At 64.6% G+C, this 11600-nt stretch carries 13 protein-coding genes; 6 read left to right on the top strand and 7 right to left on the bottom strand.

The window, feature by feature from the left end; translation table 11 throughout:
- Nucleotides 1-155: 155 nt before the first annotated feature.
- Complete coding sequence (locus CVS48_RS20410; protein WP_100856027.1) at nucleotides 156-1970, top strand: NYN domain-containing protein; 1815 nt, start codon at nucleotides 156-158, stop codon at nucleotides 1968-1970.
- 8 nt (nucleotides 1971-1978) lie between these two features.
- Here the strand turns inward: CVS48_RS20410 and CVS48_RS20405 are convergent, their stop codons facing one another.
- Nucleotides 1979-2758: an AraC family transcriptional regulator gene (locus CVS48_RS20405; protein WP_100857774.1), complete on the bottom strand. Its 780-nt coding sequence runs from the start codon at nucleotides 2756-2758 to the stop codon at nucleotides 1979-1981.
- Nucleotides 2759-2883: 125 nt separating this feature from the next.
- On the opposite strand from CVS48_RS20405, the gene CVS48_RS20400 reads away from it, so the two are divergent.
- The 3 genes from CVS48_RS20400 (at nucleotide 2884) to CVS48_RS20390 (ending at nucleotide 4052) form a co-directional block, all read left to right on the top strand.
- Nucleotides 2884-3150, top strand: a complete 267-nt coding sequence (locus CVS48_RS20400; protein WP_100856026.1) for a hypothetical protein — start codon at nucleotides 2884-2886, stop codon at nucleotides 3148-3150.
- Between the two features lie 67 nt (nucleotides 3151-3217).
- The gene (locus CVS48_RS20395) at nucleotides 3218-3724 is read left to right on the top strand and encodes a 2-thiouracil desulfurase family protein (RefSeq protein ID WP_100856025.1); all 507 of its coding nucleotides are present in this window, start codon (nucleotides 3218-3220) and stop codon (nucleotides 3722-3724) included.
- Nucleotides 3714-4052, top strand: coding sequence for a hypothetical protein (locus CVS48_RS20390; RefSeq protein ID WP_100856024.1), 339 nt, complete (start codon nucleotides 3714-3716; stop codon nucleotides 4050-4052). Before CVS48_RS20395 ends, CVS48_RS20390 begins: the two co-directional genes overlap by 11 nt.
- A gap of 6 nt (nucleotides 4053-4058) precedes the next feature.
- Here CVS48_RS20390 and CVS48_RS20385 read toward each other — a convergent pair whose 3' ends face one another.
- Nucleotides 4059-4640, bottom strand: a complete 582-nt coding sequence (locus tag CVS48_RS20385; protein WP_100856023.1) for a hypothetical protein — start codon at nucleotides 4638-4640, stop codon at nucleotides 4059-4061.
- 319 nt (nucleotides 4641-4959) lie between these two features.
- Here CVS48_RS20385 and CVS48_RS20380 point away from each other — a divergent pair, with 319 nt between their 5' ends.
- A complete protein-coding gene (locus tag CVS48_RS20380) occupies nucleotides 4960-5580 on the top strand; it encodes a TetR/AcrR family transcriptional regulator (protein ID WP_100856022.1) in 621 nt (206 codons plus the stop codon).
- A 33-nt stretch (nucleotides 5581-5613) separates the two neighbouring features.
- Here the strand turns inward: CVS48_RS20380 and CVS48_RS20375 are convergent, their stop codons facing one another.
- Nucleotides 5614-6513, bottom strand: a complete 900-nt coding sequence (locus CVS48_RS20375) for a pepsin/retropepsin-like aspartic protease family protein (protein ID WP_100856021.1) — start codon at nucleotides 6511-6513, stop codon at nucleotides 5614-5616.
- Nucleotides 6514-6766: 253 nt separating this feature from the next.
- Nucleotides 6767-7219 (bottom strand): hypothetical protein, encoded by a 453-nt coding sequence (locus CVS48_RS20370; protein WP_242001208.1) that lies wholly within the window; start codon nucleotides 7217-7219, stop codon nucleotides 6767-6769.
- Between the two features lie 80 nt (nucleotides 7220-7299).
- Between CVS48_RS20370 and CVS48_RS20365 the strand changes: the two genes are divergently transcribed.
- Complete coding sequence (locus CVS48_RS20365; RefSeq protein ID WP_100856020.1) at nucleotides 7300-8178, top strand: LysR family transcriptional regulator; 879 nt, start codon at nucleotides 7300-7302, stop codon at nucleotides 8176-8178.
- A gap of 18 nt (nucleotides 8179-8196) precedes the next feature.
- Here the strand turns inward: CVS48_RS20365 and CVS48_RS20360 are convergent, their stop codons facing one another.
- The 3 genes from CVS48_RS20360 to CVS48_RS20350 are packed head-to-tail and all read right to left on the bottom strand — an operon-like array spanning nucleotide 8197 to nucleotide 11599.
- Nucleotides 8197-9591 carry a M20 family metallopeptidase gene (locus CVS48_RS20360; RefSeq protein ID WP_100856019.1) on the bottom strand — a complete coding sequence of 465 codons (1395 nt, stop codon included), beginning with the start codon at nucleotides 9589-9591 and terminating at the stop codon, nucleotides 8197-8199.
- Nucleotides 9588-10613: an ABC transporter ATP-binding protein gene (locus CVS48_RS20355; RefSeq protein WP_100856018.1), complete on the bottom strand. Its 1026-nt coding sequence runs from the start codon at nucleotides 10611-10613 to the stop codon at nucleotides 9588-9590. The genes CVS48_RS20360 and CVS48_RS20355 overlap by 4 nt, the downstream gene beginning before the upstream one ends.
- Nucleotides 10610-11599, bottom strand: coding sequence for an ABC transporter ATP-binding protein (locus tag CVS48_RS20350; protein ID WP_050446618.1), 990 nt, complete (start codon nucleotides 11597-11599; stop codon nucleotides 10610-10612). The genes CVS48_RS20355 and CVS48_RS20350 overlap by 4 nt, the downstream gene beginning before the upstream one ends.
- Between the last annotated feature and the right edge of the window lies 1 nt (nucleotide 11600).

Here is an 11600-nt window from a genome sequence, read left to right as displayed (position 1 = left end):
CCGGTACCGTCGGAAACAGGGCCGGGTCAAGCCGCCGCGGTGGTAACAAATGCGCGGCTCAAGGGGAGGGAAGACGGGGGGTAATGCCGGATATGTATATCATGAGCGCTATCTGGCGGCCCGAAGCACGTGGCCGCCTCGCTTTGGAGACGAATATGACTACCCCCAACGAAAACGTCAGCATGGCGCTTTTCTGCGACTTCGAGAACGTGGCGCTGGGTGTGCGGGACACCAAATACCAGAAGTTCGACATCCGGCCGGTGCTGGAACGCCTGCTGCTCAAGGGCAGCATCGTCGTCAAGAAAGCCTATTGCGACTGGGAACGCTACAAGGAATTCAAGGCCCCCATGCACGAGGCCAATTTCGAGCTGATCGAAATTCCGCACGTGCGCCAATCGGGCAAGAATTCCGCCGACATCCGGCTGGTCGTGGACGCGCTGGACTTCTGCTATACCAAGTCGCACGTCAATACTTTTGTGATCATCAGCGGCGATTCCGACTTTTCGCCCCTGGTGTCCAAGCTGCGCGAGAACAACAAGAAGGTGATCGGCGTGGGCGTGAAGCAATCCACGTCCGACCTGCTGATTGCCAACTGCGACGAATTCATCTTCTATGACGACCTGGCGCGCGAAGGCCAGCGCACCGCCGACGCCCGCCGCGACAACCGTGGTGGCGCCGCTGCCGGTACCGGCCAACGCCGCACGCCGGACGAAGAACGCCGCCGCAAGGAAGAACTGGAAGCGCGCAAGACCCAGGCCGTGGACATGGTCGTCGAGACCTTCGAGGCGCTGATGGCCGAACGCGGCGACAGCGGCAAGATCTGGGCATCGGCATTGAAAGATGCGTTGAAGCGCCGCAAGCCGGATTTCAACGAGTCGTACTACGGCTTCCGTGCCTTCGGCAACCTGCTGGACGAAGCGCAGTCGCGCGGCTTCCTGGAAGTGGGCCGCGAAGAGAAGTCCGGCACCTACGTGTATCGCGACAGCATCGACGGCGCGCCGGCCGTGAACCGCTCGGGCGGCCAGGGCGGATCCCGGTCGTCGCAGGGCCGCCAGTCGGCACAGGCGGCGCAGGTGGATGTCGATGACAGCCAAACGGGAGCGGTGCAAGAAGAAAGCACTTCCCGGCCTGCCCGCAAATCGCGCGGCGGCCGCAAGTCGGGCGGATCCGGCCGAGGCGCCAGCCATGCGGTCGAGCAAGGCGCGAGCGAAGCGGCGATGGCCGCATCGTCTGACGCCGCGCCGGACGCGCAGTTGGTCCTTCCGGTTGCCGCGGCCGAGGGGGTGCAAGAGGGGGCGCAAGAGGGCTCGCATACGCCGTCCACTACGCCGTCCACTACGCCAGCCACTACGCCAGCCACTACGTCGCCCGGTTCGTTCCAGGGCGCGGCCCAGGCTGAACGCCAGGCGAACAAGCAGGCCCAGGTGGACAAGCAGGCCGAGGCCGACGACGAAACTGCCAAGGCGCTTGCCCGGGAAGTCGCCAAACTGGAGTCCATGCGCGCGGATGCGCTGGCGCGCGCTCAAGCGCCCAAGCCTGTCCAGCCGTCACGCCTGCCGCCCATGCCGACGCCCTTGCCGCAGGCGCGCCAGCCGCTGCCTGCCGTGAATATTGCGGAATGGACGTTTGTTGAGCCCCCTGCGGAGACGCGCCGCGAGGCAGCCGACAAGGCGCCCGCTAAAGTGGCAGACCCGTTCGCGGGCGGAAACGCCAGGCCCGCGGCGGAACCTGCTCCCGCTCCGGCAGCCCCGGCCAAGCGCGGCCGTACCGCCAGCAAGACCACGAAGGCCAAGTCGGCGGAATCCGAAGCGGGTCGTACCACCCGAGCCGTTGCAACGGAATCGGTGGCAACCGAAGCGGCGGCATCGGCACCAGCTGCTGAAGCCACGGCCGAGGCGCCTGCCAAGCCCGCCCGCAAGACCGCGTCGCGCACCCGCAGCCCCCGCAAAACGGCGGCCAAGGAATCCTGATCAGGGTTTTAGTCCACCGGGCCGCGAAAGCGGCCCGGCGTGATGCCGACTTCACGCTTGAACATGGCGATGAAGGCGCTGATGTTGTCGTAGCCCAATTCCAGCGCCACCGTCGTCACGGCACTCCCCGCCGCCAGCATTTCCTGCGCCCGCATCAGGCGGGCCTGCTGCCGCCATGCGCCCAGCGGCAGGCCGGTTTCGGCCAGGAAGCGGCGCGCCAAAGTGCGCGGCGCCATGCCGATTTGCGCGGCCCAGGCATCCAATGACCGGGTGTCCGACGGGTGATCCGACATAGCCACCGCCAGCCGTTGCAAGCGCGGGTCGCCAGGCAGGATCAGCGCTTGGCCGGCCAGGGGTAGGGTGCGTATTTCGTCTCGAATCAATTCCAGTACGCGCTTGCGCGCGGCGGCTGTCTCATTGCCATTCCACGAAGCGGCGCGGTCCACGGCCGCCAGCAACAAGGCTGATGTTTGCAGCACGCGGGCAGTGGTGGGCAAGCCCGCGCAAGCGGCGGGACTCAGGTAGGCGCTGTAGCCCGCGTACGCCCCGTGCGATCTCAAACCATGGGGCTGGCCCGGCGGAATCCACACTGCATGCGCGGACGGCACCACCCATTGCCGCGCGCCCGCAACCACCGTCACCAGGCCGCGATAAGCGCCCAGCAGTTGACCGCGCGCATGCTGGTGCATGGCGGTGTCGCGCAGCAGGCCGTCATCGCGGCGCGCGGCGATCAGCGCCGGGCCGTGCGTCGATTGAGCGCGTTCGGGGTGCAGCAAGGGAGTCGTCATGTCAGCAGGTGGCGGGTGGCGCGTGGCATGTGGCAGAAACGCGGTATTCATTGACCAAAACCCCGCAGTAACGCCAACTTGATGCCGCTATCGTAACGCCTGTGTCTCACCATCAGGAGCCAGGCATGCAAGCCAAAGACATCTTGCCGGACAGCATGAACCACAGTGAATTCAACGGCGTGCCGGTGCGCAAGGGAACCGTGGGCGCGTTTCTGGCGAACGCGCGCGTATGCACCGATGCCAAGGCCTCGCCAGAGGCGGTGGCCGACGCGAGGCGCGACATTCAAGACGCGCTGCCGGCCCTGCGTGCGCTTGGCCTGTTCGATGTGCTGGAACTGCGCGACCCCGGCTTGCGGGCGTGGATACAGACGCTGATGCCGAGCCGTTGCTGACGCGCCGGGCTGCTGGTCTATGATTCAGGGCTGCTTATTTCCAAGCCCAGCCCTGTTTGAATATCCCATGCAATACGTGTTGATCAGCTCCTGCCTGTTGGGCAACCCCGTGCGCTATGACGGACGCGCGGTGCCCAACGATGACGCCGTTCTGGCCCGCTGGCGCGGGGAAGGGCGGGTCGTGCCGGTGTGTCCGGAAGTCGCGGGGGGCATGGCTATACCGCGCCCGCCCGCTGAGATCGAGCCGGGCAAACAGGCCGCCGACGTGCTGGCCGGCGGCGCGCGCGTGGTCGCCGTGACGGGAGACGACGTCACCCAGGCATTCGTGCAAGGCGGCCATGCGGCGTTGTCCTTGGCGCGCCAGCGCGGCATTCGCATCGCGGTGCTGAAAGAAGGCAGCCCGTCGTGTGGCAGCGGCTATGTGTACGACGGCCATTACTCGGGGCAGCGGAAAGCGGGCGTGGGCATCACGGCCGAATTGCTGATCGGCGCCGGCGTGCAGGTCTTCAGCGAAAAGCAATGGGCCGAGGCCGACGCCTGTCTGGCGCGCTTGGAGTCGCAAGATGTGGCTTAGCGCGGGAGCCGTGGTGCTGGCGGTGCTGGTCATCGCGGCGTGCGGCGGACTGGCGGCGATGCTGCCTGGTGGTAAGGATGCCGTGCGCCGCCATCGGCGGCGTGCGCGCGTTGGCGCCGTGCTGTGCCTGGGGCTGTCCGCTTTCTTCTACTACGCCTGGTATGCGTTCTATTGGAAGTGGGACTTCAACGAATTGGGTCGCTATTACGATCCGGTGGACCAGGTGGTCTATACGTCGTCAGGTTTTGTGTGGGTGTTGCCGGCGACGGCATTGCTGGCCGCCGGATTGGGACTGGCGTGGCGCGCTTGGCGGCGCCACGCCCGCTGACAGACTTTATTGACTGCGGTAACCCCGGCTGGTCATGCACGAATCCAGCGAATGGTTGTACGAATCCACCATCACTTGCGTTGTCCATTGCGAAATGGTGGCCGGGTTGTAGCCGCTTTGGTTCATGGCCCAACGCTGGCAATCGGTGGTGGCGCTGGCCTGGGCGGCGCTGACCTGGGGCGCGGCCTCGTATTGCACGGGCGCGTACTGCGGCTGCGATTCAAGCTGCGATTGCGGTTGCGCATAGGCAACGGACGGGTCGGCATACACGGGCGGCGCGTCGTAGACGGGCGCGGCATAGATGGGCGGGCTGGTGTAGCCAATACCCGGCGAGGCATAGACACTGGTCTGCGCATAACTGGGGCCAGAGTTCGCCGCCAGCAACAGGCCAACGGCGGCCAGCGCGAAAGCGCCGCCTATCCACCAACCGTCTGAACTGCTCCCGCCACCGCCATGGTGGTGATAGCCACTGCCGCCGTAATAGCCTCCGTGGTAACCGCCGCCGCCACGGCCGCCCGCCATCGCGGGCGCACTTGCCACGGCAAGCGCCAACGTCAAGGCAACCATCCGGCCTGTATACCGTTTCATGATCTTGCTCCTGTCCGCCGGGCGCGTGCATAGTCGAAATGCGCTCGGCGATAGCGCTACTTTACTGCTGCGGGGGCATCAAAAGTTGTTGCAAAAGCTACGGGCATTTCAAGTGACTTCAAGGGCTGTAAACAGGCCGGGAAATCGGTTGAGGCGTGTGCAGACGCGGGTTTGTCGTGAAATCGCGACGGCTTCATTTCAGTAATTTGTAAACTTTTCGGCTGGCCTCGTGGCGGGCGTTGTAATGCCGTGACATCGCGTTGCGCGAAGGCCATGCGAACTAGTAGCGCAAAGCTATGAAGCAGGGTACTTTCTCGCGATGATGACGGCACGACCCCCTTCTTTATCGCAAGACAAGCGTCTCACCAAAGGTGAACGCACCCGCTTACAGCTTTTGCAAGTTGCCGCCGCGGAGTTCGCCGAACGCGGATTCCAGCACACCCGGATCAGCGACATCGTCGCCCGGGCCGGGGTCACCCAACCCGTCTTCTATCAATACTTCTCAAGCAAGCAAGCCGCCTACGACGAACTGGTCGGCATGTTCGCGCAGCGTTTGCGTCAGGCGATCAGCCAGGCGCGATTGCCGGCTGGTTTGGAAGGGGCCGAACTGGCCGATCGCATTCGTGGCGGCGTGCTGGGCCTGCTTGCCATCTTGCAAGAAGATCCCAACCTGACCCGCATCGGCTTCTTTCAGGTGGCGGCGGCCGAAGCGCTGAAGGACGAACTGGTGGCGATGATCGCTGACAACATTCGCGCCGAGCAGCAGGCGGGTTTGTTCCGCACCGAGGTTTCAGCGGATTGGTTCGCACAATCGCTGATGGGCATCATCGAGCGCTTCACCCGCCAGATGCCGGACGCGGCACAGCAACAGGCGCTAGCGGAGTTCATCACAGACCTGCTGCTGGATGGCATCCGCCACCCTCAACGACAAGCCTCGTAGACGGAGGCTTTTTTTGGGCCATTGCCCGCGCGGTCAGCCGGACGCATTCGTGTCGGGCGTGGCCTGGATGTGCAGGGTCTGCGTGTCGAAGTCGATGAACACCTTGTGGCTGCGCAGGAAATCCATGCCAATCAATCCGTCGAATGGCACGCCTGCCATGGGGACGACGAGAACGTCCAGGTCGTCCAGCGGCATACCATTAGATTCGGGACGCTTCAGCCGCCAGATGCCGCAGTGGGTGTCCTCGGCTTGTTTGCCGGCGCAGGGCGACGGCCGCTGGGTGAAGATAGCTGCGTCGTCGCGCAGTATCGACGTGCTGGCGCCGGTGTCCAGCGAGAAGCGTATCGGAATGCCATCGGCGTGTAGCGTGATCACGATTCCTTCGTCGTCGTAGACAAACGGAACGTGCTGCCAGGAAGACAGGTCCGGGCGCTCCATGCCACCGCGTTCGTACAACAGCAGGCGTTGCTGCGCCATATCCAGCAGCATGTTGCGCGAGGACAGGGCGCCCAGCCCGATGACGCCCGCTTTCAACGATTCTGGCACGGGCATGCGGTCGTCATCGTTGATGCGCAGCCCCCAGACGTAATTCACGGCGCCCGCGACGGGACCGAGTTTTGCGGTGTCCAAATAGACGTCGGGGGCAATCAATTGCCGCACCTGGAAGATTTTCCCGGTCACGTCGGTCCGACGTTCTTGCCTGCCCGTCAGGAACACCCCGGTCTCGGGGGTGATCAGGGTTTCGGGCACCGTGATGCCAATCTGGCCGCCCGTGTCCAGCATCAAATCCGTCTTGACCGTGCCAAGCGTCACCCTGATAAACGGCACGCCGAGATCATCGGCGATCTTGACGGGGATGACGGTGGGGGATGCAAGGCTTGCGCCGCAAGCAAATAGCAGCGCTGCGGTAACGGTCCATCGGCAATAGGACAAAGTACGTTTCCTGATTTTAAATACACAATGCGGGCATTAGAAAGCAGAAGCGGGCTAATGTCGAATTTTATCTATCTATTAAGACCGATTCAGGTGGTGAGTAGGATGGGTGTAGCGCGCCAAGGCCATCGCAAGAACGCAAGAATCGACCGCGCGAAACCCATCAAGCAGCGTTTGAGATGTGGCTGATTCGGTTTAGAACTTAAGATTTATTCGCCGCTTGTTTATAGCTACCGGGGATATAGCACCCGGGTCAGGCCCAGGTTTCGTGCAGATGCGCCCATTGCGGCTGGCCATCTTCGCCCGGCGTGAACAGCGCAGTGGCGCGCCGCTGCGAAGCGCCGCCGTTCCAGGTGTGGCGTTCGCGATAGGTCAGCAGCGCCGAGCCCGCGTCCGCATATGGCACCGCCCATTCATCGATCCGGATCTTCAAGCCCGGACGCGACCCGCGCAAGCCGGCGAACAACGCAGCCAATGCCCCGTGCGGCAGGCGTTGTCCGTCGGTTGTGATCATGCTGAACGCAGGCGCAAAGCTGCCCAGCAGGGCAGTGAGCACGGAGGTCGGCGCGTCGGTCTGGCCTATCCATTGTTCGATGTGTGCATGAACGTCCAGCGCAAACTGCACGTGGGCGTCCTGCGGCGAAGGCGGGTGGAGAGAAGAAAAATCCGTCATGGAAAGCGCGGTGAAATCAACAAGGAGCGCCATTCTAGGCAGCTTGCCATGTTCAAAAAAATAGCCTTCAAGTAGATATACTGTTCGCAGTTTTTTGACAATAAATCCTTGCCATGATCAACCTGAATCGTCTGTCCATGTTTGTGGCCGTGGTGGACTCCGGCTCGTTCACGGCGGCAGCCGACGCGCTGGGCACGACCAAGGCCGTTGTCAGTTTCAACGTCAAGCAGTTGGAGCAGGAGCTGGGCGTGGCCCTGCTGACACGCAGCACGCGCCGCTTGGCGCTGACCGAGGCGGGCGACGGCTTCTACGGCAATTGCGCCCGGCTGCTGCGTGACGCCGACGCTGCGGTGGACGAGGCGCGATCGGGGCAGCTGACGTTGTCCGGCAGCTTGCGGGTGACGGCGTCGGTGGACTATGGCAACCGCATCGTCGCGCCTGCACTCGCCGCGTTCGCCAAGCAGCATTCGGCGTTGCGGGTCAGCTATCAGGCGGGATCGGCGCATGCGGACTTGATTGGCGAACGGGTGGACGTGGCGATCCGCGTGGGCGCGTTGGCGGACTCCACGTACCGCGCCACGCCCATCGGTGAATTCAAGCTGTTGCTGGTGGCCAGCCCGGCGTTGCTGGCGGAGCAAGGCACGCCACGGTCGCTCGCGGCATTGGCCGCGATGCCATGGCTGGCGAATCGCCCGGGCCGTCGCGACCAGTGGCGCTTGACGGACAGCAAAGGGCGCGACCACACACTGCGCGTGTCGCCCGTGGCGCATGCGGACACGGCGTCGGCCTTGCTGGCGTTTGTGGAAGGCGGTTGCGGCGTGGCGGCTCTGCCCGACTGGCTGGTGGCAGAGCCCTTGGCGCGCGGCGCGTTGCAGCGGGTAATGTCGTCTTACGCGTTGCCGCCACAGCCTGTGTATGCGGTGTACGCCGATACCCGCCATGTCAGCACCAAGGTGCGGCGCTTCATTGATTTTCTGCGGACAGCGAAATAACCCCGTCCGCAGAAAAATTCAGCGCGACACCGCCGGCGTTCCCCCCGCGCCCAAGTCCCAATACAGACCCGTCATCAACCCCAGCGCTTGCCGCAGCAGCTCCGGCGGCAGGTGCTCATTCGGCGCGTGCTGCGAACATCCAGGATATGAATGCGGGACCCATATCGTGCGCAGGCCCAGCACGTCCGTGAAAATATCATTCGGCAATGATCCACCCAAATTAGGCAGCAACGCCGTCTTCTGCCCCGACGTACGTTCCAGCGAATCCACCGCCCACCGCACCCAGGCGTCGTCAGGATCAATGCGGGTGGCGCGGAACATGGACTCGCGCGTCAGCGCAATTTTCACCATCGGAAAACCTTCGCGGTCCAGATGGCGGCGCAGCGCTGGGATCAGGTCGTCCGGGTCCACGCCCACCACGAAGCGCAGTTGGCAACGCGCCCAGGCGCGTGGCGGAATCGCGTTGACGGGCGTTTCCGGGTTGCCGGTCTTATACGCCAACACTTCAAACGAGCACCAGCCAAAGACCCGCTCCGCTGGAGACAGGCCGGGTTCACCCCATTCCGGTTCAATCTCGGGTCCGTCGGTGCCGCCATCCACCTGGCAATCCGCCAGCGCGCGGCGCACGGCGTCGGGCAGTTCGGCGGGCACCCATTCCTTGATGCGTATCTGGCCGGTGGGCGACACAATCGTGGAAATGGCGTGGGCCAACTGGATGCCGGGGTTGGAAATCAGCCCGCCCCAGTTGCCGGAATGATGCCCGCCCGCGCGCGCCTCGATCGACAGGTCAAAGTTCAAACTACCGCGCGCGCCCAGGAAGATGGTGGGCCGTTGGGGCGCCAGGCGCGGGCCGTCGGACGCGATCAGCAGGTCGGCGGACAGCATGTCGCGATGCTCGGCGCACAATTCCCGCAAACCCATCGACCCCGTCTCTTCGCCCATTTCTATCAAATACTTGGCGTTGAAGCCCAGCTTGCCGCGCGCTTCCAGCACCAGCCGCAGCGCTTCCATGTTGATGGTGTGCTGCCCCTTGTTGTCGGCGATGCCGCGGCCGTACCAGCGGCCTTCGGCCTCGGTCAGCGCCCAGGGCGACAAGCCTTCCTTCCATTCCTTTTCCAAGCCCCGGATGACGTCGCCATGCCCGTAGCCCAGCACGGTCGGTAGCGCCGGGTCTTCAATCCGTTCGGCATACAGGAAGGGCGCCAGCGCCTTCGGATGCGTCAAGGTTTGGCAGGTGAACCCCAGCGCCTCGAATGCGGGGCGGATTTCCGTTTCCAGGTAGTCCGCCAGCACGGCGGCGCGCTCGGGGTTCTGGCTTTCCGTGGGCAGCGCCAGGCGGCGCGCCAGCAGCGCGCGGAAGGCGCCAGAATCAAAACAGTGTTGCGCCTGGGCGATGGCTTGCTCACGAGTCATGATGGTCGAGCTCCGGTGGAATTGGGTATTGAAGATAGCAGTGAAGACGCATTCGATGCGGCAATGGCGGACGGGGCCGCGGGGTACAGATGGCAAGCCACCACGGACTCATCACGCAAGGTCAGCGCAGGCCGTTCGGTCTTGCATTGCGCCATGGCGTACTGGCAGCGCGGGTGGAAGGGGCAGCCCGGCGGCGGGTTAAGCGGGTCGGGAAACGACAGCCCCAAGCCCATGTCAGGTATGCCCAGGCCGGGCTCGGGCGTCAGCACCGACGCCAGCAAGGCCTGCGTGTAGGGGTGGCGCGGGTCGTGGAACAGCTTGGCGGTGTCGGCGGATTCCACCACGCGGCCCAGGTACATCACGGCCACGTGCGTGGCAATGTGCTCCACCACTGCCAGGTTGTGGCTGATGAAGACATAGGTCAGGTTGAATTCGCGGCGCAGGTCCATCAGCAGGTTCATGATCTGCGCCTGCACCGACACATCCAGCGCGGACGTCGGCTCGTCGCAGATGACGATCTCGGGGTTCATGACCAGCGCCCGCGCAATCGCCACCCGCTGGCGCTGCCCGCCCGACAACTGCCCCGGCGTGTTGTGCGCCAGGCGCGGCGGCAGGCCCACGCGCTCCAGCATTTCAATGGCCTTGTGCAGCTTGGGGTTGGGGATGCCGTGCACCTCCAGCGGCAGCGACACGATGGACGCAATGGAACGGCGCGGGTTCAAGGACGAGTACGGATCCTGAAAAATCGGCTGCACGCGGCGGGCCAGCGCGCGCCGGTCCATCTGACTGATGTCTTGCCCGTCCAGCTTGATCACGCCCGCGCTGGGCGGCGTCAGCCCCAGCAGCATGCGCGCCAGCGTGGATTTTCCGCAGCCCGATTCGCCCACGATCCCCAGCACCGCGCCGCGTTCCACCGCCAGGTCCACACCATTGACGGCATGCAAGGTACTGCGTGGGCGGAACATGCCCGAGCGGATGGAAAACTGCCGGCTGACGGCTTCGGCTTGCAAGAGCGCGCTCATGCCGGAACTCCTTCTTCTTGGCGGATGCAGCGCCATTGCTGGTGCGGCGGGTGGCCGTACACGGGAACCGTGTCGCGGCATTGCGGCTGCACATACTGGCAGCGGTCGGCGAAGGCGCAGCCGCGCAGGTCGCCCACCAGCGATGGCACCACGCCCGGAATCGTGCCCAGCGATTCGCCGGGCGGGGTGCGGCCGGGCACGGGAATACAGCCCAGCAGCCCTTGCGTGTAGGGATGGCGCGGCGTGGCGAAGATATCTTCAACCGGGCCTTCCTCGACAATCTGCCCGGCATACATCACCGCCACCTGCTGCGCAATGCGCGCCACCACGCCCAGGTCATGGGTGATCAGCACCATCGCGATGCCCAGCTCGGCTTGCAGGTCGGCCAGCAAGCGCAAAATCTGCGCCTGGATGGTGACGTCCAGCGCGGTGCTGGGCTCGTCGGCGATCAGCAATTCCGGGCCGCACATCAGCGCCATCGCAATCATCACGCGCTGGCGCAGGCCGCCCGACAACTGGTGCGGATACTGCGTCAGGCGTTGCCCGGCCGAGGCAATGCCCACTTTTTCCAGCAGCTCCACGGCGCGGTCGCGCGCCTGTTGCTGGCTGGCGTGGCGGTGGTGAATGTAGTGCTCGGTCAGTTGCTCGCCAATGGCGTAGGCCGGGTTCAGCGCCGTCATGGGTTCCTGGAAGATCATCGCCATCTTGCTGCCGCGCAGCGCATTGATGCGGCGGCCGCGCGCGGCGGACAGGTCTTCACCCAGCACCGCCAGGCGGCGCGTGCTGCGCTTGGCGGCCTTGGGCAGCAAGCCCATGATGGCCAGCGAGGTCATCGACTTGCCGCAGCCCGATTCGCCCACCAGGCACAGCGTTTCGCCGCGCCTGACCTGGAACGACACGTCGCGCACCGCGTGCAGCGGCCCGCGCGGCGTGGCGATGTCCACCGTCAGCCCTTGCACGTCCAGAACAATTTCCTTGTCGTTCATG

The sequence above is a fragment of the Achromobacter spanius genome, assembly GCF_002812705.1.
Lineage (GTDB): Bacteria > Pseudomonadota > Gammaproteobacteria > Burkholderiales > Burkholderiaceae_B > Achromobacter > Achromobacter spanius.
This window is presented reverse-complemented; position numbering and strand designations above follow the sequence as displayed.